This window comes from Gilliamella sp. M0320, assembly GCF_016101635.1.
GTDB lineage: Bacteria > Pseudomonadota > Gammaproteobacteria > Enterobacterales > Orbaceae > Gilliamella > Gilliamella apis.
Window position 1 is genome coordinate 204,061 of sequence record NZ_JACFQD010000001.1, and the last position, 26,644, is coordinate 230,704.

Below are 26,644 nucleotides of genomic sequence, written 5' to 3' on the forward strand. Positions count from 1 at the left end.
TATTAACGCTTCCGAATTGGAAGCGTTTTTTATTATTATAATTATGAGATATTAACATGAATAATAGCCATTTCTTTGCTCATTTATCACGTTTGAAATTAATTAATCGCTGGCCTTTAATGCGAAATGTGAGAACAGAGAATGTATCTGAGCATAGTCTACAAGTTGCTTTTGTTGCACATGCTTTAGCTGTCATTAAGAATAAAAGATTTAATGGCAATGTTAATCCTGAGCGAATCGCATTATTAGCGATGTACCATGATGCATCAGAAGTACTGACTGGTGACTTACCGACACCAACTAAATATTATAATCCGCAAATTACATCTGAATATAAAAAAATTGAAAAAATAGCTCAAAATAAACTCATTAATATGTTGCCTAAAGAGTTGCAAGACGATTTTAGATCATTAATTGATGATGATTATTATAATGAGTCTGAAAAGAGTATCGTAAAACAAGCAGATGCTTTATGTGCATACCTTAAAACCATTGAAGAACTTAGCGCCGGCAATAATGAATTTAAGTTAGCTGAGCAACGTCTGAAAAAAACATTATCTGAACGCAATAGTCCTGAAATGGATTACTTTTTAGATATATTTGTGCCAAGTTTTAGTTTATCTTTAGATGAAATTACTATGGATAAATAGTTTTATTTATTTTTTAATAACTAATTTATTAAATAGTAAGAAAAAAATTAAAGTGCATCGGATCTATTTTTGATAAATATAACGCTTTACTGGGCGACCAATTGGTAAGTAAGTCAAATGACTTTCTATCTCTCCCTGTTCTTCTAAGTAATCCAGATATTTCTTAACTGATATTCTAGATAGTGAAATTAATTCAACAATATCACTCATTGAAAAATCTTGCTGATAATTAGCGACCACCTCTCGCACTGATTGTAATGTTTGTGAATCGATACCTTTAGGTAACCTAGTTGAGGGATTAACGTGTTTGGTAAAAATCCGATCATCTAATTGATCTTGATTTAGTATTTCTGATGATGATAACAATCGAACACGTTCTTGATAGGAGATTAAGGCTGTGCGAAATCGTTGAAAAGTAAAGGGTTTAACTATGTAATCAATGACTCCTAAACGTAATGCTGTCTGAATGTCGTTGGTATTACATGCAGCTGTTACCATTATGATATCTATTTTGGGATAACTAATGCGAATGTATTTTAATAGTTCAAGACCATTTAATTTTGGCATAAATACATCAAGCAGTAACAGGTCAATGTGGTTATCATGAATAAAATGTAGTGCTTGTTCTCCATTACTAACAACAGATGCCAAATTGAAACCAGGTAACATTTGTAAATATTTTTTATTTAATTGAGCCACCATTGGATCATCTTCAACGATTAAAACTTCTACCATTTTCTTATTTATTCCTATATATCTCTTTTAGTGGTAATAGTACCTTAAAACAAGTCCCTTTTTTATTATTAAGATCACATAATTGTATATGCCCATCTAATTCGTCAATACTGGCCAATACTAAATAGAGTCCAAAGCCACGGTTATCACCTTTAGTCGAATAACCTTTTTGAAAAATATATTGAATATCTTTTTCTGAAATACCTTCGCCGTTGTCATTAATTTCTATTTCAAAATTAGAGTTATCTATGACTAAACTAACTTTTATTTGTTTATCATCTAAAAACTGTACAGCATCTAAACCATTATCAATTAAATTACCAAGTATTGTGACTAAACTATGAATAACAGAAGTGTCTGTTATGGGTGCTAAAACACCATCAATATTGAACTCTAAGGTAACATTTAATTCACGGGCTCGGCTAAACTTACTATTTAAAAAACCAGCTATAATTGGATCTTTTATATATTGACTAACAAGTTTTGATTCAGCTTGTTGGTTGCCAATAATTTGTTCAAGGTAGTCCATTAATTCTTGTTTATTATCATTGAAAGCTAAACCATAAATAACATGTAGTTTGTTATTGAATTCATGTGATTGTGAACGTAAGGCATCGGCGTATCGATTTACCCCAGTTAAATTTTCTGCCAATTTACGAACCTCTGTCATATCTCTAAATGAGGCAATGGCCCCGACTAAAGCATCATTAACAAATAAAGGTGTTCGATTGGTGAGTATTACCACTCCATTGATATTTTGTTCACAATCATATTCCGCATTGCCACTCATCATCACTTCATGTAGGCGAGTATTAGGAATGAAATTCTTAATAGGTAAGCCAATAATATTTTCTTTATCATCATCTATACGTAAAATTCTAATCGCTTCATCATTAATTTGAGTTATTAAACCGTTTCGATTGATAACAACAATCCCTTCTTTTACTGTTCTAATAATTGCATTTCGTTCTGCAAATAACTGAGCCATTTGAATTGGTTCAAGACCATATAGGATCTTTTTTATATTATGGGATAACAAGTAGGCTAAAATAATAGCGATAGTTAACGAGGCAAATAAGGATAACCAAATCGGTTGGCTTGTTCTCGATGCTAAATGATTAATTTTCTGCAACGTTTGGCCAACCAAAACGGCACCAATTTGTTGATGTTTTTCATTCATGATTGGTTTAAATGCTCGAACAGAATCCCCTAACGTACCCTTTGCGATTGAAGTATAGGACTCACCATTTAACGCTCGTTGTTCATCTCCTCCGACTATAGTTTGGCCGATTTTATTTTTATCTGGATGTGAATATCTAACACCTTGCATATTGAATATAACAATAAAATCGATTTGAGTCAGAGCTCTAGTTTGTTCTGTAGTTGCCTGAATGGCGGCGATATTTTGTAAAGTAGGGTTTTGTATTTTATCAATGATCGTCTGAGAAGTTGAGATAATACTGGCAATATTTTCTACACGTTGTCGAGAATTAATAAGATATTCGTTATTGACTACATGAATAATATAGATGTTTTGTGCAATAACTGAGAGTATAAAAACCAAACAAATTAGGCTTATTAGCTTAACTTTCAATGGTAATTTGTTAAATAGGTATCTCATTATCATTTAATATATAAAAAATAAACGTCTAACTATATTAACTGATTAACAGGCAAAACCTACTAATAAATTTATTAGTAGGTTTTTTTAGTTAATCTAATTTATTTTCAAGTTATCATTACAGTTTTGCTGCATTTTTGACACTTTCGGCAACAACTTTCGCTACATTAGGTTCGAAAGCGTTAGGTAATATGCAATCAACTGAAAGTTTTTCTGGTGTAATGATATCCGCTAATCCTTTGGCTGCAGCAAGTTGCATGGCTAATGTAATATTTTTTGCTCTAGCATCTAAGGCTCCTCTGAATATACCTGGGAATGCTAACACGTTATTGATTTGATTTGGATAATCACTACGCCCAGTTCCAACAATATAAGCTCCTGCGGCTTTGGCTTCATCAGGGAATATTTCTGGTGTAGGGTTTGCCATAGCAAAAATAATCGATTTTTCGGCCATCGTTTTAACCCATTCAGCTTTTAGTACTCCCGGTGCCGATACACCAATGAATACATCAGCACCTTTAACTGCATCTTCTAATGTACCTTTTTGTTTAGATTTATTGGTTCTTTTCGCCATTGCTAAATGATGGGGTGGTAACGAAGTGTCATCTTCAGATAATATACCAATTTTATCGACAATTTTAAGATCTTTGACGCCGGCAGCTAATAACATATCGGCGATTGCTAAACCAGCTGCTCCTCCGCCATTAATCACAACTTTGGCTGATTCTATCGATTTGCCAGCAACTTTTAAGGCATTATATAGTGCTGCTAGTACCACAATTGCTGTGCCATGCTGATCATCATGGAACACAGGAATATCTAAAATTTCTTGTAATCTTTTTTCAATTTCAAAACATCTTGGCGCACTAATATCTTCAAGATTTATTCCACCAAATGAAGGAGCCAACGCAGCAATATGTTTCACTAACTCATCTGGATCTTGAGTATTAATTGATAGCGGTATTGCATCAACATTAGCAAATTGTTTGAATAAAATTGCTTTGCCTTCCATTACCGGAATAGCTGCTTCTGGTCCAATATTTCCTAAACCTAATACTGCTGAACCATCAGTAATAACAGCTACTAAATTACGTTTACTGGTATATTCGTAAACTGATTCAGGATTTTTAGCTATTTCAGTACACACTGCGGCAACCCCAGGTGTATAAGCAACACTAAGATCTGCCATTGAATTAACGGGCACTTTAGAATGAGTTTCAAATTTGCCATGCATTTGCTTACTGATTGCTAGCGCTTTTTCTTGTACTGTTGTCATAATATTTACCTTTTTAAATATATTAAATCTATGTTAGATATTTTGTAAGATTAAATTAGTGCAATAATTCATCTCAAACTGTTTATAAATTTATTAATTAATTCTTTATGTTATATAAAATTACATATGTAAATAACGCATTAGTGCTGTGGTACATATCACCATCAAAGCCCCTCCTAATCTTGTTGCGACCTGAGCAAAAGGCATTAAGTTCATTCTATTTGCTGTAGAAAGTATGGCTACATCACCAGTCCCGCCCATACCGCTTTGGCAAGACGAAATAATTGATGCTTCAACAGGATACATTTTTAAGAAGAAGCTACAGACAAATCCTGTCATTGAAACAGTGAATACAATCGCGATAATAGTAATGAAATATGGGATAGTTAATACATTAACTACACTGGCTAAATCAATATAAAGCAGACCTAATCCAGCCATTAATGGGAAAGTAAAATTGCCCGAAATAAATTTGTACCATTGTTGGCTACCACGCTCTACACTTTCTGGTAATAAGCGGAAATATTTAACGACCGCTGTAGCAATAATCATTAAAACAGGGCCAGGGAAATGAATCATTTTTTCTAGAATCATTCCAAAAATGAATAAAGTGGCTAAAATCATTACTGCACCACTCATTGAGCGAGCATCAAGTGGGGTTTTATCATCTTTTAATGCTTCAGCTAAACCATCAAACTCAATTTTGACCAATTGACCATGACCACTTAAATGAGGTTTAACTTCACCTATTCGGCTCATAACGGCTGTAAAGGTAATTGCAAAAAAGTTACCGACTACTGTAGCAGGAATTAATGCACTAACGAAACTATCATAATCTTGATTTAGGATATTGCTATAAGCATTAGAAAGTTGTAAAACACCTTCACCAATTCCTCCTGCCATTACTGGCGAAACGGTATAGAAAAAGGCGTGTTCCCAAGTATCACCAAAAGCTACAGCGACAGCTACACCAACTAGTGCCGCTAAACACATTCCTAATAACATCGGGATCATCATGCGAATAAAGCCTTGAACTAAAATGACTCGATGCATACCAAGAATACTACCACATACTAAACTGGCGATATAAAAGAGCAGGAAGTTAGATTCTTTCATTAACATTTTGGTCGCCGATAGGGTATTTTCATCAAATACACCATAATAAACTAATAATGAAGGAACAATTAATGACAGAATAGCAGGGGCCCCAAACTTTTTGAAAAATGGAATATTTTGTCCTACAGTTCCCAAAAACCAACCTAAAGGTAATATTACGGCAAAACCACCAATTAATGTTCTTGGTAGCATGTCCAGTTGGGCGGCAATAATAACTATAATGGAACAAACTAAAAATATAGGAAGGGGGAGTGAACCTATATACATCTTATTTTTTTTTATATCTTCAAGCATGCTCATAACTAAACCTCTTTATGTTTTTTATAGTATATAAGCAGTATAGTTAGGTAGATATAAATCAGAAGATTAAGAAAGTTATCTAACTAATTTTGTAATTAATGTAAGTATGTTACTAACATAATTATTGATTTATAAAGACATTTATATTTAGACCATTTTTAAAATAATAAAATTAGTAATGACTAATTTATTAGGATGTTCTTATAATCATTTGACTAATTAAATCAATCAATCCATTCATTCATTTATTCATTCTTAATTTTTGCCCCTTTTTGAGTATACCAATCCCGGTTCTTGAACTTTTTTATATAGCCATTATTAGCTAAACAGTGTTGTCTTTAGTGTCTAAACAAAAGATGAATAAATGATTCTGTAAGATGATGAGTATGGTTAAAAAAGGTAATAATGATATGTGTAATTATATCAATGAAAAAGCGGTAATTATTACCGCTCTTTTATAAAGAAATTATCAGATCAGTTATTTTTGTTTAGCATAAGGACCATATAAAATCCCGTTACTTTTTACCGGGTTTGGTGTAAATAAACGAGCAGCTGCGACGCTTGAGATTGCTACACTTCGATCCGTAACAGTATCACTTATTTGAGTGATAGCAGCAGAAATTAACATACCTAATAAACTATTATTTGATTGTTGGTTTTCTAGACTAGAAGCTGTAGCACTGCCTGTCCAAATAACTTTTCCAGTTCGAGCATCGAGTAGTTTTGCTTCTAATGTTACACGTGTATCACTTTGGATCACTTGATAATTAGTTCCATAATTTTGCACATTAATATATAAAACTGCATCAGGATCAAAGGTCTGTTGTAATTTAGATAAACTAACTGCGTGAATTTCGTTAGCTACCGTTAAGCCATTTTGTTTAAATACTTCATCAGTAAACATAACAGGGAAAACATAATAACCAGCTTCAGCTAAAGGTAAGGTTACTTGAGATAAAACCCCATAACTCGCATTGATTTCATTTGAGTGGTTGACAGGTAGTAAAACTAAAATTGAAGCAGGTTTACTTTCTTTAAATGCTGTATAGTCATAACTTTCTTTATTTACTGTACATCCTGCCAACATAAAGAGACCCAGAAATGTTCCTAGTAGAGCAATAAATTTATTATTCATTGATTATTTCCCTTGATATTTTCTTTCAATAAAATCAATAAAGTGTTTTGATTCAGGGAAAAGAGTTTTTTCCTTTTCAAATTGTTCAAAAGCTTTATTTTTATCACCAGCGGTTGCATATAACAAACCTAAATGAGCATGTAATCCTGGTGGTACAGATTTATTAGTTGATTTAGCTTTTTCTATAGTTTTTTCTAAATCTTGAATCTGTTCAGTGTAGTTGTTTTTATCTGATTGATTATAGTTATAAAGTACTTCTTGATAGTCACCCCAGTAATAAATAGTATTAGATGATTGACAACCATTTAATACAAATAACATTCCTGCGAACAATAAATATATAAAGTATTGTTTTTTTAACATTGTTATGATCCTTATGTCATTAACGTTCATTTTATTTGGTATTAGGTTTCCAGTCGCCGCTATCTATGCCTCTGACTAAATTATTAATTGCTTCTCTAATAGCCAAATCTAATACTTTGCCATTTAAAGTAGAGTCATAACTTGCCTTGCCGCCAAATCCAACAACTTCTCGATTGGATAGGCTATATTCACCGGATCCTTGTACTGAGTAAGCTACTTGAGATGTTCGGATATCAATTATGTTCAGACTTACTTTAGCATAAGCAATTTGTTCCTTACCTTTGCCGAGGATTCCCCATAGTTGATGATCACCGACTTCTTTTCGTCCAAACTCTGTTACATCACCAGAAATGATATAATTTGCACCGATCACATTTTGCTTCTGTTTTCTATATTTAGCTTCATTTGCTATTTCTTGCATGTTAGTTCTATCTAGAACATTAAAATGATTGGTTTGTTGTAAATGACTAATAAGCAATGTTTTTGATTGATTACCTAGTTTATCAACTCCATCAGAGAAAATACCATTTTGATAATTTGAACGATTTTCAAATTTACCTACAGCAATATTGGTTTTAACACCATTATAATTTGAATGATAGCTATTTACTGTTGGCGATTCGATTGTCCTGGAAGATTCTTTAGCACAGCCAAATAATAAACCACTAACAACTATTACTCCTAACAACTTATTAATTTTCATCATAATTCCTTATGTTTTTATTATACCAGTACTGCATAATTGAATTTTATGAGAATTAAATAATATATCATTAAGAATGATTATCAATAACTATTTTACAGTTATTGTTTTATTTAATGATTTAGATTTTCAATTAGCTTTTTTTATTATTCCACAGCGTAAGTATTGATAAATAATTTATAGATAAAGCGAGTTATTTAAGGAAGGAAAAACGTATAGAAATGTTATTCAATAATAAGAAAATAATATATAGTTGCTAAATAAAAACCCTGTTCCTCAAAAATTTTTAAGGAAAGGATTAGTATTAGTATTAGCGTAATAAGCAAGCTTGAATTTTATCGACTTCTTTATTAAGTGCATCAATAACTAAATCAGGATGTGATCTTTCAAGGGTTTTTACGTTTTGAAATCCATCATTAGCAATCGAACCGGTATATTGTTGAGCTTGTTTAATGTTGCTAAATAAGTAATGAATATTTTTAGCTTTTCGCGTAGTTGTTAAGGTATAACTGATAAAGTATTTAGTTTGCGATTGATAATCAGTAAGCGCATTGGCAACAATATTATTTCCTTCAACTAATTTGATGGTATCTCCGCCATTGATGGTAATGGCTTGTTGAGTTGGCATATTATAATATGGCCACCAAGCTGAACCCAAATAGTTATCGCTATTTAAAACCACTGGGCTGTTATCAAGTTCTTGAGCAATACAAACTGATAATGAAGAATGAAGAACAGTGATAGGACGAGAAGTACTATATTTATTTATTATATCCACACCGACAGGATTTTGGGCAATTTCGACTCCTGGAGTTTGATAGATTGATTGCATTTTGTGAGAAGCACAGCCAGTTAGCAACATTACTAAAACAGTAAAACCAATTAACTTTCTCATATCTCATCCTAGCTTGATTAACTACTTTAATTCTAACTGGTTATAAAAGGATTTACTAGTATTTAAAAGATGAACATATAAATATTTTTTAGTATTAAAAATTAGTCAGTAATTTGTTTTATATAAAATTAAAATAATAATAATTTTGGCGAGAAATTGAGAGAAATTAATTTTTCTCTCATTTTTATTATTAGTCTTCTTTACCGCGAATTTTTCTCGATAATCGTTTAAATCCATGGGTAAATTTCTTTATTGCCATTGCCAAGACTGGTACCTTAATTTTAATATCAAAACGCTCACGCAACTCGATTGCATCATTAGCTTTGGTAAGCCAAATAAAACCAGAGTTAGTTAAATCGATCGCTTTGATTGTTCCTTCAGGTGTTAAAATAAAATTCCCTCCATGAATGTCATTGGAAACTAAATTATAACTATGTAATTTTTCAACGCAGTTTTTTATTTGTTCACCATAGGTTTTCATTTCTTCCCATTTTAACGAGCGACCTTCAATAAAATTAAAAATCATATAATGACGTTTGGTAACTTTATCAAATGCGACTAGATAAAGTTCATAAGCTATATCACATTTGTCCAATGATATTTTTGCTAGCTTATGAATTAAATTGAAATAAAAATCACCAGTCAATTTGGCGATAATACGGCGTTCTAAACGATGTTCAACACCACCGTCAATTTTAAAAATGAATTTAGTTTTCTCATGATTGATTAAATATGTATATCGCTCAATTCTATCACTTGGATCGAGTAATTCATGATGGCCTTCTTCAGCCAAAAATTGGTCAAAAAGGTCTAAATAATTGATTTCATCATTTTGCACATAGGCAAATTTCATATTGCCACGTTCAATTTCAATAATTTTTGCAAAGTTATTCAAATTTTGTCGTCCTAAGAGAGATCAAAAAAATTAAGCTATCTTAAACATTATCCCACCTAAAGTAAATCAATCACTGACAGTTATTAGAACAAACATCAAAAGTATATAAAAAGAATTTTAACTACTTATTGAACTTTTAAGTTAAATTAATACAAAGCTAATATTAGTAAAGATGAGTAATTAAGGTAGAAAAGTGGAAAAGGTAGATTTACTATTTATAAAAATTCACTTAATGATATGATCTGTTTATTATTAACAGCGACTATTTTTTATGCAAACTAAAGCTGCTGTGTGGTTTTTATATATCATAAGAACCGCAAAACAATCTTTATATACTGGTATCACTACTGATGTTGCTCGGAGATTACACCAACATCAAATGGGTAAAGGTGCAAAACATCTAAAAGGACATAAGGATCTTATTATCGTCTATCAACTAAGAGTTGGGGATAGATCAACTGCCTTGAAATTAGAATATCGTATTAAACAGTTAACCAAAATACAAAAAGAAAAATTAGTTTCAATATCTCCAAGTCTCAATGAATTACTTATTTTTCTAAATATGAAAACTATTTAATATTATTTGTTGTCTACATAATTGATAATAACTGTAATGGTGGAGCTTTAATTGCTTCAATTTGTTGGTTAAATTGTTTTAATTGTTGTTGCCAAAAATCAATATCAGTCAACCAAGGGAAGGCTCGAGGAAAAGCCGGATCTTGCCAACGTTGAATAATCCATGCCAGATGGTGCACAATTCGCATTGCTCGTAATGATTCGATTAATTTCAATTGGTTATTATCAAATAGGAAAAATTCCTCATAAAGTTCAATAAAACTGGATAATTGAATTCTCTGCTGTTGTTGATCACCATTGAGTAGCATCCAGATATCTTGAATTGCTGGACCGTTTCTCGCATCATCAAAGTCAACCAAGATGGCTTTATCCCGCCATAAAATATTTCCAGGATGACAATCGGCATGTAGTCGAATTGGTTGCCAATCGTTATGCCAATGTTGTTCAACAGTTTTAATTAAATCGCGGAGGATGATTTTAAGCTCTATTTGGATTTTATTCGGGATGATGGCGTTAGATAACAAAATTTCTTGAGGTTGGTAAAGATATTCTTGCAAACCTATGGTTGGACGGTGTTCAAAAGGTTGTTTTGCGCCAATTTGATGAATTCGACCAAGCATAGTTGCTATGGAATCAAATTGCACTAAATTATCGGTTTCATACTGCCTTGCGCCAACACTTGGAAATAATTCAAATAGATAGCCCTGATATTCATGCACACTACTGTTGTTAATTACCAGAGGTGCAATAACTGAGATATCTGCCTGTGATAATTGTTGGGTAAATTGATGCTCTTCAATAATTTGTGATCTATTCCAGCGATGTGGCCGATAATATTTAACGACATAACGAGTACGATTTTCATCAGAAAATTGATATACACGATTTTCATAACTATTTAAAGCCGTAAGGCCTGAATCAACATAGATACCTATGGCGGCTAAGCTATCAAGAATCAGTTCCGGCGTTAATGTTTGGAACGAAAATGCACTGTTATTCATAATGTTCCATTATTGTTGGCTAAACCATTCGTCTAGTTTTTGTTTTAATGCATCTAAACCAACGCGTTTTGGCGATGAGAAAGGTGCAACAGTAATATCACCTTGAAAAGGTAAAATGGCTTCTTTGACCATATTAACTTGTTTTTTTTGTGCACCAGAAGCCAGTTTATCAGCTTTAGTTAATAATAACATTACAGGAATATTTACAGATACAGCCCATTCAATCATTTGTTGATCCAAATCTTTTAATGGGTGTCTAATATCCATTAATACAACTAAACCTTTTAAACTTTCTCGTTTTTGCAAATACTCACCCAGTGATTTTTGCCACTTGCGTTTAATCGCTTCAGGTACTTGGGCATAACCATAACCAGGTAAATCAACTAAGCGACAGTTTTCTTCAACTTCGAAAAGGTTAATTAGTTGTGTTCGTCCTGGAGTTTTACTGGTTCTTGCTAGGGCTTTTTGATTAGTTAATGTATTAAGTGCGCTTGATTTCCCTGCATTGGAACGGCCTGCAAATGCAATTTCAACGCCAGTATCAATTGGTAAATGTGTAATGTCAGGGGCACTTAAGATAAAATGCGTTTTAGCATAATTTAATGGTCGAATGTCGCTCATAAACAATATCCTTTAAGTGCATTAACGGCACTTAATCACTTAAAATGCCGTTACTGTATAGAAAAACTTAAGAGTTGACAACTTTTTCGACTGCTTTTCTAAATCGGTTCATACCTTCTTTTATTTCATCTTCCGAGATAATTAAAGATGGCGTAAAACGTAGTACATTTGGCCCAGCATTAAGTATCATTACTTTATACTCGGTAGCAAAATTTAAAAAATCTCGCGCTTTACTATGAAATTCAGGTTGTAATTCAGCACCTAAAAGCAAGCCTTTACCTCGATACTCTCGAAATACTTTGAATTTATCATTGATGGTTTCAAGTTGTTCAATAAACATTGCCCGACGTGTTTGGACACCTTCAAGTACTTCTGGGTTGTTAATGATATCGAAGGCAGCACAACCAACGGCACAGGCCAGTGGGTTTCCACCATAAGTGGTACCATGAACACCAGGATGCATTACCGATGCAATCTCATTTGTGGTTAGCATTGCACTAATAGGAAAGCCACCGCCGAGAGCTTTAGCGGAAGTTAAAATATCAGGAATGACATCATATTGTTGATAAGTATATAAACTACCAGTTCTCCCCATACCGCATTGTACTTCATCAAAGACTAATAGGGCATTATATTGATCACAAAGTGCTCGAACACCTTTTAAAAACTCTGGTGTGGCAGAGGTTAATCCTCCTTCACCTTGCACTGGTTCTAATACTACAGCACAAGTATGATCATCCATTACTGCTTTAACAGCATCTAAATCATTAAAAGGAACATGAATAATATCGGCAGGTTTAGGCCCAAAACCATCGGAATATTTGGCTTGCCCTCCGACTGATACGGTAAAAAAAGTACGGCCATGAAAAGATTGATAAAAAGCGATAATTTTCGTCTTGTATGGACTATATTTTTCTGCAGTATAATATCTTGCTAATTTAAAAGCTGCCTCATTTGCTTCGGCTCCTGAATTAGCAAAAAAAACTCGGTCAGCAAATGTATTTTCAATAATTTTTTGGGCAAGTCGTAGTGAAGGCTCATTGGTAAAAACATTACTAACATGCCATAATTTTTCACTTTGTTGGTGTAACGCATTGATTAACTCAGGATGGCAATGACCGAGAGCATTAACCGCTATACCTCCAGCAAAATCGATGTATTCTTCACCATTTTGATCCCATACTCGACTACCTTTCCCTTTCACTGGTATAAAGCTAGCAGGTGAATAAACGGGTAGAATTACTTTATCAAACAGATCTCGTGTAATTTCGGGCTGCATTATTTAATCCTTATTTTAACCAACGGTCATTTTATATTTTATGTTATTTAAAAAGATAGTAAAGTTAATATTTATTCATAATTAATGAATTTATATTCATTTAAAATAAAGTTCTATATTTTATTCTTTTCTGTAATTATTTTCGGGTATAATCAATGGTTAATTAATAATCGTCGATAAGATAGGAATAAATATGAGTCGCATTATCTATTGCCATTATTTAAAAGAAGAATCTGAAGGATTAGATTTTCAGCTTTATCCAGGTGAATTGGGTAAACGTATTTATAATGAAATTTCAAAGATTGCCTGGCAAGAATGGCTTAAAAAACAAACAATGTTAATTAATGAAAATAAATTCAATATGATGAATTTAGAACATCGTAAAAAAATAGAAACCGAAATGGTTAAGTTTTTATTTGAAGGTGAAGATGTGGTTATTGATGGGTATAAACCTGAAAATTGAGAGCTAAAATGAAAAATAACTATAAAATTATTACTTTACTCATTTCCGTAACATTATTAACAGCTTGTCCTGGTTCGAAAAACAAAAGTACTGATGAAGATTATTATATAAAAGATACCAATGCTTTTAATATTTTAATCAGTCAGTATGCAAATAATATAGAACAAATTTGGGGGCCCAAAGAAATTCTTATTGCCGGACCAAAAGATTATGTTCAGTATGAAGATAATTTGCAAACACGAGTCCACATTAATTTTGTTTCAGGTGTAATAACAATTGAGACTTTATCTGATACTCCTTTAGCTTATTTAAAAGATGCGATTGTTTCGACATTACTTATGCCAGAGCCAGTTGATATGATTCGCCATGATAAAATAAGTCAGAACTTATCAGGAGAACCATTTTTATATAACCAAGTTCTTGACCAAGAAAGACAGCCAATTCGTTGGAGTGGTAGGGCGAATAGTTTTGCTGATTATTTACTTGCCAATAATCTAAAAGTCCGTTCATCTGGTTCTCATAAAATTACCTATGTTGAAATCAAGCTAGTTCCAAATCATATTAATGAACGAGCAAGAAAATTTTTACCACTTGTTACTGAAGCATCAAATCGTTATTTTATTGATGAACGATTAATTTTAGCTATCATGGAAGTAGAATCTGCATTTAACCCTTATGCAGTCAGTCGTACTGATGCGTTAGGATTAATGCAAGTTCAACAACATACTGCCGGCCGAGATATCTTTAATTCACGAGGAAAATCAGGCGAACCTAGCCGTCAATTTTTACTCGATCCACGTAATAATGTTGATATGGGAACCGCTTATTTATCATTGTTGAAGACTAAGTATTTAGCCGGTATAAATAATCCAATTTCATTAAGATATGCAATGATCACTTCCTATAATGGTGGTGCTGGTAGTGTATTGCGTACTTTTTCTAATGATAGAAATGAAGCTATTAATATTATTAACTCGATGACACCACAACAAGTTTATCGAAAATTAGTGACCTCACATGTTTCTCAAGAATCACGTAATTATTTAGTGAAAGTAAGTAAAATCTTAGATAGCAAATAATTAATTACGCAACGATTATTAGCCACTTTTTTAGTCTAGATAAGAGATACAAAGAGTGGCTATCTTATATACAATTCACATTATTAATAACTAATGATTTTTTAAGTTTTAAAGATTTTTAATAAAAAAAACGTGATCTACGTTAATTTTGGAGTATACTATGCGCCTCATAAAAGCATAGTTTTTTTGAGGATGTCAACTTGAGTAATGATAAGCTTGTGGACTCGTTTTCTCCCGCACAAATGACCCAAATCGCCGAAGAACTTGGCAATTATAAAGTTAATAAACACCCTAGTAGTACTATCTTATCTGCTATTCTTGCAGGTGTTTTTATCTCCATAGCCTTCGTATTCTATATTACTGCAACCACCGGTACAGCAACCGTTGCTTTCGGACTGGCTAAATTAGTTGGCGGTATCTGTTTCTCGCTTGGTTTGATGCTTGTTGTTTGTTGTGGAACGGATCTATTTACTTCAACCATTTTAACTATTTTACCTAAAATGACGCATAGAATAAGTTGGGTAAAAATGTTTCGTAACTGGATTTTTGTCTATATTGGTAACTTTATTGGTGCTATACTGTTTGTAGCAATTATTTGGTTTTCTGGGCAATATATGGTTGCCAATGGTTTGTGGGGATTAAATGTCTTACAAACTGCAGATCATAAATTACACCATACTTTCATCGAAGCGGTGTTCCTTGGTTTATTAGCTAATTTAATGGTGTGTTTAGCTGCTTGGATGAGTTATGCAGGTCGCAGTTTACTTGATAAAATGCTAATTATGGTGCTACCTGTAGCTATGTTTGTCGCCAGTGGGTTTGAACATAGCATTGCAAATATGTTTATGATTCCTATGGGAATTGTAATTAATAATTTTGCGTCACCTGAGTTTTGGGCTGCTGTCGGGGTCGCTCCTGATACCTTTAAGGCACTAACAGTTGAGCATTTTATTGTAAATAATTTAATTCCTGTTACTATCGGGAATATTTTAGGGGGCTTATTAGTCGCCGTTCCTAATTGGGCTTTACATTTACGTAAGCCACATTGATTTTATAATATTTACCCTTATGTAAGAGTAGATAGATATTTTTGTAAACCTGAGGTTAATAACTATGAGTAATTTAAATGAAGTACAAGCAAAGGCTTGGAAAGGATTTAAAGAGGGTGATTGGCAAAATAATGTCAATGTTCGCGATTTCATTCAAAAAAATTACACACCTTATGAGGGTGATGAATCTTTCTTAGCTGGCGCTACAGAAGCAACCACTAAATTGTGGGATAAAGTGATGGAAGGTATCAAATTTGAAAACTCCACTCATACGCCAGTTGATTTTGATACCAGTGTAATCTCTACTATCACTGCTCATGATGCAGGTTATATCGAAAAGGATTTAGAGAAGATTGTCGGTTTACAAACTGAAAAACCATTAAAACGTGCAATTATCCCGTTTGGTGGTATCAAAATGATCGAAAATTCTTGTAAAGCTTATGATAGAACTTTAGATCCATTAGTTAAAAAAATCTTTACTGAATATCGTAAAACTCACAACCAAGGTGTATTTGATATTTATACTCCAGATATCCTACGTTGTCGTAAATCAGGTGTAATCACTGGTCTTCCTGATGCTTATGGTCGTGGTCGTATCATTGGTGACTACCGTCGTGTTGCGCTTTACGGTATCGATTACTTAATGCAAGATAAATTTGCACAATTTACTTCATTACAAGCTGACTTTGAAAATGGCGTTGATTTACCAATGACTATGCAACGTCGTGAAGAAATTGCTGAACAACATCGTGCACTTGGTCAAATTAAAGAAATGGCAGCGAAATATGGTTTCGATATTTCAGCACCAGCAACTACTGCACAAGAAGCAGTTCAATGGACTTATTTTGGTTATTTAGCTGCGGTTAAATCTCAAAATGGTGCAGCGATGTCTCTTGGTCGTACTTCTACTTTCTTTGATATCTATTTCCAACGTGATTTAGCAGCTGGTTTAATTACCGAAAAAGAAGCGCAAGAAATTGTTGACCACTTCGTTATGAAATTACGTATGGTTCGTTTCTTACGTACTCCTGAATATGATGAATTATTCTCAGGCGACCCAATTTGGGCAACAGAATCTATTGCAGGTATGGGTGTTGATGGTCGTACATTAGTAACTAAGACTTCTTTCCGTTTCTTAAATACTCTATATACAATGGGTCCTTCTCCAGAACCAAACATGACAATTCTTTGGTCTGAACAATTACCTTCTGGATTTAAAGAATTTGCATCTAAAGTATCTATCGATACTTCATCTTTACAATATGAAAATGATGACTTGATGCGTCCTGATTTCAATAACGATGACTATGCTATCGCATGTTGTGTAAGTCCAATGATTGTTGGTAAACAAATGCAATTCTTTGGTGCTCGTGCAAACCTTGCTAAAACCCTTCTATACGCAATCAATGGCGGTGTGGATGAGAAATTAAAAATGCAAGTTGGTCCTAAAGAAGATCCAATCACTGACGAATATCTTGATTTTGACAAAGTGTTCGCTCGTTTAGATCATTTTATGGATTGGTTAGCAAAACAATACGTGACAGCTTTAAATGCAATTCACTATATGCACGATAAATATAGTTATGAAGCATCATTAATGGCGCTACATGACCGTGATATTATTCGTACTATGGCTTGTGGTATAGCTGGTCTTTCTGTTGCAGCTGACTCATTATCTGCAATTAAATATGCGAAAGTAAAAACTATTCGTGATGAAGATGGTTTAGCAACTGATTTTGAAATCGAAGGTGAATATCCACAATTCGGTAACAATGATCCACGTGTTGATGACATTGCTGTTGATTTAGTTGAACGTTTCATGAAGAAAATTCAAAAACTTAAAACTTATCGTAATGCAATTCCTACTCAGTCTGTGTTAACTATTACTTCAAACGTAGTATATGGTAAGAAAACAGGTAACACTCCAGACGGACGTCGTGCTGGTGCGCCATTTGGACCAGGTGCTAACCCAATGCACGGACGTGACCAAAAAGGTGCGGTTGCTTCATTAACTTCTGTGGCTAAATTACCATTTGCTTATGCTAAAGATGGTATTTCATATACTTTCTCAATCGTTCCTAATGCATTAGGTAAAGATGATGACGCACGTAAACGTAACTTAGCTGGCTTAATGGATGGTTACTTCCATCACGAAGCAACAGTTGAAGGTGGTCAACATTTAAATGTTAACGTATTAAATCGTGAAACATTATTAGATGCGATGGAACATCCAGAAAAATATCCACAACTAACTATTCGTGTATCTGGATATGCAGTACGTTTCAACTCATTAACTAAAGAGCAACAAAAAGACGTTATTACACGTACTTTCACTCAATCAATGTAATTTAGTTAATAATAAACTTAAATTAAATAGCGTCCTTTAGGGGCGCTATTTTTTTGTAGTTGAAATTTTTTGCTAAAAAACGTTATTGGGTAATGCAAAGCTATTTTATTTATTTGTCTTGATATATATTCACTATAATTAAATTAATATCGTTTCTCACTTATTGGTGTAATTGGTGAAAACATTAGTCTAACTGAGTTAAAATAAGAAAAAAGAGCAATGTAAGCAATTATCAGAGAATTGTTATGGAAAAAAATATTATTATGACAACACAACAACCGATTAAAGGTCGTATTCACTCTTTTGAGTCTTTTGGTACAGTTGATGGACCAGGTATTCGCTTCATTGTTTTCTTTCAAGGATGCTTAATGCGATGCTTATATTGTCACAATCGTGATACGTGGGATTTAAAAGCAGGGCGTGAAATTACTGTCGCTGAGCTGATGAAAGAGATCATCACTTATAAAAATTTTATTATGCCTAATGGTGGTGGTGTGACTGCATCTGGTGGTGAAGCAACCTTACAATCAGAATTTATCACTGAATGGTTTAAAGCTTGTCATGCTGAGGGAATTCATACTTGTCTAGATACTAATGGTTATGCAAGACAACTTGATCATACCGTTGAAGAGTTAATGGAAGTAACAGATCTTGTGATGCTTGATTTGAAACAAATAAATGATGAGATACACCAAAAATTGGTAGGTGTTCCAAATAAACGAGTTTTAGAATTTGCTAAATATCTTCAAAAAATAAATAAACGAACTTGGATCCGCTATGTTGTTGTGCCGGGATGGACGGATGATGATAATTCTGCTCATTTACTCGGTAAGTTTATTCAAGGGATGGAAAATATTGAAAGAGTTGAACTACTTCCATACCATAAGCTCGGTGCATATAAATGGGATACACTGGGTGATAAATATATGTTAGAAGGTGTAGAAGCTCCACCACGAGAAACATTGGATCGAATTCAAGCAATTATTGAAAGTTACGGTCAGTATGTGACATTTAGTAAATAAAGTTGATTAACTAGTAAAAAGGCACCAATTATGGAGCCTTTTTATCTACTATTTTAATCTTTTTCGTTTTACTGTTCGTAGTATATAAACAGTTCCTTCTAATACTAGGACACAAACTGATAACCAAATAAGTCCGTATGGTAAAATATGCTCTGTGGATACTGATTCATGTAAAAATAATACTGAAACGAGGGTAAGTAAGACTGGCTCTACATAGCCTAGCAGTCCAAATAAACCAAGCGGTAATAATCGCCTAGCTACAAAATACATAGCAAAGGCGATGGCGGTAATAATACCGAGCATTGGGATAAAAATATGGAAATGAGATAAATCACTTATAATCTGATTACAAGGGTAATGTAAAAGAAAATAAATCAGACAGCCTATAAATATAAAAAAGAAGTCTGAAAATGTTCCTGCAATACCTTCTATTTGCAATTTACGTCGTGTCATAAAGTAAATAGGATAACCCAAGGCGATGACCGCCGTTTCCCAAGAGAAAGCGCCAGTAATATAGATTTCTAATATAACACCTATGCTAGCGAGTAGTACCGCAATTTTTTGAAAAATACTTAGCCTTTCTTTATAGAAAATTTGCCCAAAGACCACCATACTTAATGGTAATAAAAAATAGCCAAGAGAAGCTGACAATCCATGACCATTTATTGGTGCCCAAATAAAAATAAGCATTTGAATAGTCAGTAGGAAAGAAGAAAACAATAACCCAACTAAAAGAAATGGCTGATGTTTAATTCGAATAAAGAGGGCAGATATAGATGACCATTGCTTTTCAATCAGAATTAAGACAATAATAGCCGGAAAAGATGTTAATAATCGCCAGCAAAAAATATCTACTACAGATAAAGGTTGCAATAATACTGGATAGTAATACAACAAACCAAAAAGACATGATGCTAGGATTGATAATGCAACACCTTTTATCATCTTATTTACCTTAATTAATAAAAAAATAGCGCTAATGAATAGCGCTACAATGAATATATGAAATTATAAAACTAACCAATAACTTCAAGGCCATTCATATATGGCACTAATACTGATGGTACTTTAATTGTTCCGTCTGCTTGTTGATAATTTTCCATTATAGCAACCAGTGTACGTCCAACAGCTAAACCTGAACCATTTAGTGTATGTACTAAATAGGTTTTATTATCAGCTTTATTGCGGTAACGAGCTTGCATACGACGTGCTTGGAAATCCCACATATTTGAACATGAAGATATCTCACGATAAGTATTTTGTGCTGGTACCCAAACTTCTAAATCATAAGTTTTGCAAGAACCAAAGCCCATATCTCCAGTACAAAGTACAATTTTACGATATGGCAATTCTAATAATTGTAAAACTTTTTCAGCATGTGCAGTTAATTCTTCTAATGCTTGCATTGATTCTTCTGGTTTAACAATTTGTACAAGTTCGACTTTATCAAATTGATGCATACGAATTAAGCCACGGGTATCTTTACCATAAGATCCAGCCTCAGAACGGAAACAAGGTGTATGAGCTGTCATTTTTAATGGTAATACGCTTTCATCAAGAATCTCATCACGCACTAAATTAGTAACTGGTACTTCAGCAGTTGGAATTAATGCATAATTACTGCTTTCTGACTCTTCATCAAGAGGTTTAGTATGGAATAGATCTCCTGCGAATTTAGGTAATTGACCTGTTCCAAAAAGCGTAGCTTGATTCACTAGATATGGTACGTAAATTTCAGCATAGCCATGTTGTTCGGTATGTAGATCTAGCATAAATTGCGTAATTGCACGATGTAAACGTGCTATTTGTGATTTCATTACCACAAAACGTGCGCCAGTTAATTTTACACCAGCAGCAAAATCAAGACCACCAAAACGTTCACCTAATGCAACATGATCTTGAATAGGAAAATCGAAGGTTCGTGGGGTACCAAAACGAGAAACTTCAACATTATCATTCTCATCTTTACCATCTGGCACTGAATCATTAGGAATATTAGGAATGTTGGCAGAAATATCTTTAATTTGATTAAGAAGTTTATCAAGCTCTGTTTTTGCGCTATTAAGCTTCTCGCCAAGTTTGTTTACTTCTTCGCGCAGTATTGAAATATCTTCGCCACGTGCTTTGGCTTCACCAATTGCTTTCGAGCGTGCATTGCGCTGTGCTTGTAAGTTTTCTGTTTCAACCTGTAGTGTTTTACGTTTTTCTTCAAGTTGTCGAATTGTCTCAACATCTAATTTAAATCCACGACGTGCTAATTTGCTAGCAACGAGATCTAATTCATTTCGAAGTAAATTTGGGTCCAACATAAAAAGAGTCCATTATTGTTTATTAATGTTATTTATTTAATTTCTTATTTTAGTACAGCTAACAAAACATATAAATAAAAAAGTATGATTAATAACACATATGAAATTCGTGAGTTAAGTATACTAGAATTGTTTTGGGATTCAACCGAAGTGGCAGGCCCGAACAACGCTAAATGATATTCATAAATTTATTTAATTGGATAAGAAAATAATCATTCGTTATATGTCAAAATACTATACATATAAAATTTATTATTTTTTGTGTTTGTTACTGTTGTGTATCTTGCTTAATATTTTCAGGTGACTATTATTAATAAAAGCAAATACAAATACAAGTTATTAACAGTCATTTTTTAGTAAAATATATAATATTAAAAACGTTGTTCCTTCTATAAAAATTATTATTCTTTTTTTCAAAAGTAATAAACCAAATTTTAAATCGTTTATTTACTACTGAAACTATATTTTTCTAATATAGATATTATTAGAATTTTTAGTTGTTTCGTTTGGATTACTATTGTTATCGACAATTTTCTATCCATCAAAGTCTTATCTAAAAGTTAAAATAATCAATGAAAAAGGTTTAAACACTTTTTAGCTTTCTTTTTCATCAACTATCCCTTATAAGTTTTTTGAGGGATTCAGTGAACTATTTGATAATTGGTGATAGTTCGCATTGAATGGATCTTATATTGATTTGCAAAAACGATAATATTATACTTAATTGCTATTTATTTATTTTAACTTTTCAAAATTTTTACAGGATAGAAGGTAAATGGAACAACAACAGAATAAACCAACAAGTGGTTTTGCTATAGCAGGAATGATTTGTGGGATTGTATCATTAATTCCAATGGGACTTTTAAGTATTGCTGTGGCTATTGTTGCTATAGTGTTAAGCGCTATTGCTAAGGGCGATATAAGAAATAATAATAAAAATGGTGCTGGTTTTGCTACAGCCGGGATGGTTTGCGGAATTATTGCTATTGCACTATGGGTCTTATTGATAGTTGTGATTGGTGGCGCATTATTATCATTTGCCTAATTATATAACTAAAATATAAAATTATTATTAATTGAAGCTGACAAAGTCAGCTTTTTTTGATCTAAAAGTAAAATATAATAAATTTGTTATTTTTCTATCTTTGCAAATCTATATTTTCATTTATGTCGTATTCTTTTTAAATATAGAATCATTTCTTTTTAATCCATAAAACGTTTCATCTAGATTTTTTCTGCATGTTTAACTATTGCCTTTTGAGTTTTTTATTCATCTCGCGATATTCGAATTTTACAGTAATGATTGGATTGGATAAGGTATAACGAGTACAGTCATAGATTATATGCTTTTTAAAAGGCTATAAATGAGCGTTATTAGCCGTTTTTGAGTCAGGTAAGGGGGTAGGTAGGGTAGTTAATCAAGTTTATTATATTTTGTGTTTTATTAGATTTATATTTAAAAGATTATTCTTATATATTTATCATTTCAATCTATAAACAGGGTTGATGATTATTAACAAAGTATTTGTCTTATTCTTGTCCCTTGTTTTTATCAAAATATGTAAAGAGAAATATCTAATGGAGATCAAGGCATGGCTAACAGTTCAGCTGGAGTTTATATAAATTATAATTTTTTTGAGTGTAAGAAATCGAAATGCTTTTGGATGCTTAATGGCGCACCCGAAGGGATTCGAACCCCTGACCGCTCGGTTCGAAGCCGAGTGCTCTATCCAGCTGAGCTACGGATGCGTGTAAGTTCGTAAAAAAATGGTGCATCCGAAGGGATTCGAACCCCTGACCGCCCGGTTCGTAGCCGGGTACTCTATCCAGCTGAGCTACGGATGCGTATTGAATATTATAAAATGGTGCATCCGAAGGGATTCGAACCCCTGACCGCCCGGTTCGTAGCCGGGTACTCTATCCAGCTGAGCTACGGATGCATATTTTAATTTGTAAATGGCGGTGAGAGAGGGATTCGAACCCTCGATGCAGCTTTTGACCGCATACTCCCTTAGCAGGGGAGCGCCTTCAGCCTCTCGGCCATCTCACCAAAACATTATGATTTTGCTTCAACAACAAAATCATAATGTGTGGCGCACATATTACGTTCTAGAAAAAATAAGTCAAACATTTTTTTAAGAACAAGTGCTAGTTGTTTATTTCGTACCCAATATTACTCTTTGGGCTGAACTAATTCATCACTTTTATCTTGCGATTGATGAATTCTGTTGTATATTTCTTCTCTATGAATAGAAACTTCTTTAGGTGCATTAATACCGACTCTGACCTGATTACCTTTCACGCCCAAAACGGTAATAACAACATCGTCACCAATTATAAGTGTTTCACCTACTCTCCGAGTTAAAATTAACATTAGATCTCCTAATATCAGTTAAGTATATATCCAAACAATTTAAGATATAGCTTCGTCAGCCCCCCATCAATAAGATAGAAAGACGGAATTTACAGAAATACTCTAATGTTTAATTAACAAACAAACACTGGAGCACATCTGGCTAACTTGCTTGTAATTTATTACTGATTTCCTTTTTCACAGAAGATAACGCTTCTGGTAACGCTGAAAGATCCATTCCACCTGCTTGGGCGAAATCAGGCCGCCCACCACCTTTACCACCTACTTTTAATGCTAATTGAGATACTAATTCACCAGCTTTAACAATGCTTAATAAATCATTAGTTACACCGGCAGCTAAATTGATTTTGTTACCATTAACAGCTGCTAAAATAATTACGCCGGTTTTTAATTGATTTTTCAAATCATCAATCATAGTGCGTAACATTTTTGCTTCGACATTATCAAGTTTAGCAATTAGCAAGTTTTTATTATTTATTTTTTCGCATTGATCAAGCAATTGCCCACTTTGTTGGCTAGCTTGTTGGGCTTTTAGCTGCTCCATTGCTTTCTCTAATGCTTTAGTTTGATCGAGCAATTGCTCAATTCGTGATAACACCGCTGATTTATCACTTTTGACCAATTGTCCAATTTGATTTAATAAATTGGATTCATGGTGTATATAATCCATCGCATTTTGTCCTGATGTGGCTTCGATGCGACGTACTCCTGAGGCAATACTTGATTCAGAAGTGATTTTAAATAGGCCTATATCTCCAGTTCTATCAACATGTGTGCCACCACAAAGTTCAATAGAGAAATCGCCCATGGTTAATACTCTAACAATATCTTCGTACTTCTCTCCAAATAATGCCATAGCACCTTTATTTTTAGCCTGATCAATAGGCATCAGTTCTATGTCGACTGGCAAGTTACGACGTATCTGTTGATTAACTAGATTTTCAATTTCAACAATTTGTTCTTGCGTAATAGCTTGATTATGCGAGAAATCAAATCGAAGGTAACTGTCATTAACTAGTGATCCTTTTTGATGTACATGATTTCCTAAAATACGTTGTAGAGCAGCTTGCAATAAATGTGTTGCTGAATGGTTACGACGGATACGTTCCCGTAGTTCTACATCTATTGCAGCGGTTACAATATCACCAACTTTTAATGTTCCTTTGGTGACTTTACCAATATGACCGATACTTTTGCCATATTTTTGGCTATCAGTCACATCGAATAATAGATTTGCTGAGCTTAATACACCTTTATCACCAACTTGTCCGCCTGATTCACCATAAAATGGTGTTTTGTCTAAGATGACAACTGCGGTATCGCCGGCATTGATAGCTTCAACTTTATTTCCATCTTGAAAAATTGCAATGACCTTTCCTGATGATTCGGTAAATTTATACCCTAAAAATTCAGTTTTATCATCAAGTTTAATCATATTGCTATAATCAACACTAAATGAACTTGATTCACGAGCTCGTTTTCGTTGTTCTTCCATGCATTGATTAAAGCCGTCTTCATCAATAGTGATATTTTTTTCACGACATACATCAGCAGTAAGATCTAATGGGAAACCGTAAGTATCATACAGTTTAAACGCAACATCTCCAGGTAGTATTGCATTAGTAATCTTACCTAACTCTTGATCAAGTAAAAATAAGCCTCGTTCTAATGTTTTTAAAAACTGTTCTTCTTCTATTTTTAAAGTTTCTTCAACTAATTTTTGGTTATTTGCTAATTCATTAGCGGCGCTTCCCATTACATCAATTAACGGCTTAACTAACTTATAAAAGAATATATTTTTAGCGCCTAGCATATGTCCATGACGTACAGCTCGGCGAATAATTCGACGTAATACATAGCCTCTACCTTCGTTGGAAGGTAAAACTCCATCAGAAACTAAAAATGCACAAGAGCGGATATGGTCAGCAATAACTCGTAATGATTTACTTTCTAAATCATTAGTTTTGATGATTTGCGCAGCATCTTTTATTAATTTTTTAAACAGATCAATATCATAATTTGAATTGACATGTTGTAATACTGCTGCGATTCGTTCAAGCCCCATGCCTGTATCAACGGAAGGTTTAGGTAATGGTTCCATTGTTCCATCAGCATGGCGATTAAATTGCATGAAAACGATGTTCCAAATTTCAATAAAACGATCACCATCTTCTTCAGGACTTCCTGGAGGACCTCCCCAAATATGATCACCATGATCATAAAAAATTTCAGTACAAGGTCCACAAGGCCCGGTATCTCCCATCTGCCAAAAGTTATCAGATGCATATGGTGCACCTTTATTATCACCTATGCGAATAATACGCTCTTTTGGAATACCAATTTCATTTTCCCAGATTGCATAAGCTTCATCGTCGGTTTCATACACGGTTACTGTCAAACGATCTTTTGGTAGGTTAAACCATTTTTCACTGGTAAGTAATTCCCATGCAAAATGAATCGCGTCATGTTTGAAATAATCGCCAAAACTAAAGTTTCCTAACATTTCAAAAAAAGTATGATGCCGAGCAGTATACCCTACATTGTCAAGGTCATTATGTTTGCCTCCAGCTCGCACACAACGTTGTGATGTCGTTGCTCTGGTATAAGATCGTTTATCAATACCAAGAAAAACATCTTTAAATTGATTCATTCCCGCATTTGTGAATAAAAGTGTTGGGTCATTGTGTGGAACAAGGGAACTACTCGCAACAATTTCGTGTCCTTTGCTATGGAAAAAGTCAAGAAAATTTTGACGAATTTCTGCAGTGCTTTTCATTTATGCTTCCATATTAAACGATAAATTTTTAGACATAGTAATATACCCGTTACAACTTA

At 33.5% G+C, this 26,644-nt stretch carries 24 protein-coding genes and 4 tRNA genes; 8 read left to right on the forward strand and 20 right to left on the reverse strand.

Annotated features, from left to right (window positions below; genetic code table 11):
• Positions 1 to 56 precede the first annotated feature (56 nt).
• Positions 57 to 650, forward strand: coding sequence for a 5'-deoxynucleotidase (gene yfbR / locus H3T83_RS00910; protein ID WP_198198417.1), 594 nt, complete (start codon positions 57 to 59; stop codon positions 648 to 650).
• 63 nt (positions 651 to 713) lie between these two features.
• On the opposite strand, the gene H3T83_RS00915 is transcribed toward yfbR, so the two are convergent.
• From H3T83_RS00915 to H3T83_RS00955, 9 genes are all read right to left on the reverse strand, one after another.
• Positions 714 to 1,385, reverse strand: a complete 672-nt coding sequence (locus H3T83_RS00915; RefSeq protein ID WP_065578122.1) for a response regulator — start codon at positions 1,383 to 1,385, stop codon at positions 714 to 716.
• A 4-nt stretch (positions 1,386 to 1,389) separates the two neighbouring features.
• Positions 1,390 to 3,012, reverse strand: coding sequence for a DcuS/MalK family sensor histidine kinase (dcuS, locus tag H3T83_RS00920; RefSeq protein WP_081300031.1), 1,623 nt, complete (start codon positions 3,010 to 3,012; stop codon positions 1,390 to 1,392).
• A 112-nt stretch (positions 3,013 to 3,124) separates the two neighbouring features.
• Positions 3,125 to 4,282 carry an NADP-dependent malic enzyme gene (locus H3T83_RS00925; RefSeq protein ID WP_198191886.1) on the reverse strand — a complete coding sequence of 386 codons (1,158 nt, stop codon included), beginning with the start codon at positions 4,280 to 4,282 and terminating at the stop codon, positions 3,125 to 3,127.
• Between the two features lie 120 nt (positions 4,283 to 4,402).
• On the reverse strand, positions 4,403 to 5,698 hold the full coding sequence (locus tag H3T83_RS00930) for a 2-hydroxycarboxylate transporter family protein (protein ID WP_065578120.1): 1,296 nt from the start codon (positions 5,696 to 5,698) through the stop codon (positions 4,403 to 4,405).
• A gap of 478 nt (positions 5,699 to 6,176) precedes the next feature.
• Positions 6,177 to 6,833 (reverse strand): DUF799 domain-containing protein, encoded by a 657-nt coding sequence (locus H3T83_RS00935; protein ID WP_065651594.1) that lies wholly within the window; start codon positions 6,831 to 6,833, stop codon positions 6,177 to 6,179.
• Between the two features lie 3 nt (positions 6,834 to 6,836).
• Entirely contained in the window at positions 6,837 to 7,196 is a 360-nt protein-coding gene (locus H3T83_RS00940) for a DUF4810 domain-containing protein (RefSeq protein WP_198214830.1), read from the reverse strand.
• 31 nt (positions 7,197 to 7,227) lie between these two features.
• Positions 7,228 to 7,899, reverse strand: coding sequence for a CsgG/HfaB family protein (locus tag H3T83_RS00945; RefSeq protein WP_232351083.1), 672 nt, complete (start codon positions 7,897 to 7,899; stop codon positions 7,228 to 7,230).
• A gap of 310 nt (positions 7,900 to 8,209) precedes the next feature.
• Entirely contained in the window at positions 8,210 to 8,794 is a 585-nt protein-coding gene (locus H3T83_RS00950; RefSeq protein ID WP_086320944.1) for a hypothetical protein, read from the reverse strand.
• A 190-nt stretch (positions 8,795 to 8,984) separates the two neighbouring features.
• The gene (locus H3T83_RS00955) at positions 8,985 to 9,689 is read right to left on the reverse strand and encodes a lipopolysaccharide core heptose(II) kinase RfaY (protein ID WP_198214832.1); all 705 of its coding nucleotides are present in this window, start codon (positions 9,687 to 9,689) and stop codon (positions 8,985 to 8,987) included.
• A 271-nt stretch (positions 9,690 to 9,960) separates the two neighbouring features.
• On the opposite strand from H3T83_RS00955, the gene H3T83_RS00960 reads away from it, so the two are divergent.
• A complete protein-coding gene (locus H3T83_RS00960; RefSeq protein ID WP_086362050.1) occupies positions 9,961 to 10,266 on the forward strand; it encodes a GIY-YIG nuclease family protein in 306 nt (101 codons plus the stop codon).
• A 13-nt stretch (positions 10,267 to 10,279) separates the two neighbouring features.
• Here the strand turns inward: H3T83_RS00960 and H3T83_RS00965 are convergent, their stop codons facing one another.
• From H3T83_RS00965 to H3T83_RS00975, 3 genes are all read right to left on the reverse strand, one after another.
• Entirely contained in the window at positions 10,280 to 11,266 is a 987-nt protein-coding gene (locus H3T83_RS00965; protein ID WP_198214833.1) for a serine/threonine protein kinase, read from the reverse strand.
• A gap of 9 nt (positions 11,267 to 11,275) precedes the next feature.
• Complete coding sequence (gene yihA, locus H3T83_RS00970; protein ID WP_110453333.1) at positions 11,276 to 11,878, reverse strand: ribosome biogenesis GTP-binding protein YihA/YsxC; 603 nt, start codon at positions 11,876 to 11,878, stop codon at positions 11,276 to 11,278.
• A gap of 76 nt (positions 11,879 to 11,954) precedes the next feature.
• Positions 11,955 to 13,166 (reverse strand): aspartate aminotransferase family protein, encoded by a 1,212-nt coding sequence (locus H3T83_RS00975; protein ID WP_198214834.1) that lies wholly within the window; start codon positions 13,164 to 13,166, stop codon positions 11,955 to 11,957.
• 193 nt (positions 13,167 to 13,359) lie between these two features.
• On the opposite strand from H3T83_RS00975, the gene H3T83_RS00980 reads away from it, so the two are divergent.
• The 5 genes from H3T83_RS00980 to pflA all read left to right on the forward strand — a co-directional run bounded on the left by H3T83_RS00980 (position 13,360) and on the right by pflA (position 19,126).
• Entirely contained in the window at positions 13,360 to 13,629 is a 270-nt protein-coding gene (locus H3T83_RS00980) for an oxidative damage protection protein (protein ID WP_034902970.1), read from the forward strand.
• An 8-nt stretch (positions 13,630 to 13,637) separates the two neighbouring features.
• A complete protein-coding gene (mltC, locus tag H3T83_RS00985) occupies positions 13,638 to 14,708 on the forward strand; it encodes a membrane-bound lytic murein transglycosylase MltC (protein WP_034902973.1) in 1,071 nt (356 codons plus the stop codon).
• Between the two features lie 200 nt (positions 14,709 to 14,908).
• Positions 14,909 to 15,757, forward strand: coding sequence for a formate transporter FocA (gene focA / locus H3T83_RS00990; RefSeq protein ID WP_034902976.1), 849 nt, complete (start codon positions 14,909 to 14,911; stop codon positions 15,755 to 15,757).
• Positions 15,758 to 15,821: 64 nt separating this feature from the next.
• Entirely contained in the window at positions 15,822 to 18,104 is a 2,283-nt protein-coding gene (gene pflB, locus H3T83_RS00995; protein ID WP_065578112.1) for a formate C-acetyltransferase, read from the forward strand.
• A gap of 245 nt (positions 18,105 to 18,349) precedes the next feature.
• The gene (pflA, locus tag H3T83_RS01000) at positions 18,350 to 19,126 is read left to right on the forward strand and encodes a pyruvate formate lyase 1-activating protein (protein WP_217331941.1); all 777 of its coding nucleotides are present in this window, start codon (positions 18,350 to 18,352) and stop codon (positions 19,124 to 19,126) included.
• A gap of 48 nt (positions 19,127 to 19,174) precedes the next feature.
• Here the strand turns inward: pflA and rarD are convergent, their stop codons facing one another.
• Together rarD and serS are read right to left on the reverse strand one after the other, a co-directional pair.
• Positions 19,175 to 20,071, reverse strand: a complete 897-nt coding sequence (gene rarD, locus H3T83_RS01005; protein WP_198214835.1) for an EamA family transporter RarD — start codon at positions 20,069 to 20,071, stop codon at positions 19,175 to 19,177.
• A 71-nt stretch (positions 20,072 to 20,142) separates the two neighbouring features.
• The gene (gene serS / locus H3T83_RS01010) at positions 20,143 to 21,435 is read right to left on the reverse strand and encodes a serine--tRNA ligase (protein ID WP_198214836.1); all 1,293 of its coding nucleotides are present in this window, start codon (positions 21,433 to 21,435) and stop codon (positions 20,143 to 20,145) included.
• A gap of 775 nt (positions 21,436 to 22,210) precedes the next feature.
• Here serS and H3T83_RS01015 point away from each other — a divergent pair.
• Positions 22,211 to 22,480, forward strand: a complete 270-nt coding sequence (locus H3T83_RS01015) for a DUF4190 domain-containing protein (RefSeq protein ID WP_034903477.1) — start codon at positions 22,211 to 22,213, stop codon at positions 22,478 to 22,480.
• A 627-nt stretch (positions 22,481 to 23,107) separates the two neighbouring features.
• On the opposite strand, the gene H3T83_RS01020 is transcribed toward H3T83_RS01015, so the two are convergent.
• From H3T83_RS01020 to alaS, 6 genes are all read right to left on the reverse strand, one after another.
• Positions 23,108 to 23,184 (reverse strand) — tRNA-Arg (locus H3T83_RS01020).
• A 19-nt stretch (positions 23,185 to 23,203) separates the two neighbouring features.
• A tRNA-Arg gene (locus H3T83_RS01025) sits at positions 23,204 to 23,280 on the reverse strand.
• A gap of 18 nt (positions 23,281 to 23,298) precedes the next feature.
• Positions 23,299 to 23,375, reverse strand: a tRNA-Arg gene (locus tag H3T83_RS01030).
• A gap of 17 nt (positions 23,376 to 23,392) precedes the next feature.
• A tRNA-Ser gene (locus H3T83_RS01035) sits at positions 23,393 to 23,485 on the reverse strand.
• A 123-nt stretch (positions 23,486 to 23,608) separates the two neighbouring features.
• Entirely contained in the window at positions 23,609 to 23,809 is a 201-nt protein-coding gene (csrA, locus tag H3T83_RS01040) for a carbon storage regulator CsrA (protein ID WP_065578109.1), read from the reverse strand.
• 142 nt (positions 23,810 to 23,951) lie between these two features.
• Positions 23,952 to 26,585 (reverse strand): alanine--tRNA ligase, encoded by a 2,634-nt coding sequence (alaS, locus tag H3T83_RS01045; protein ID WP_198198408.1) that lies wholly within the window; start codon positions 26,583 to 26,585, stop codon positions 23,952 to 23,954.
• Positions 26,586 to 26,644 lie beyond the last annotated feature (59 nt).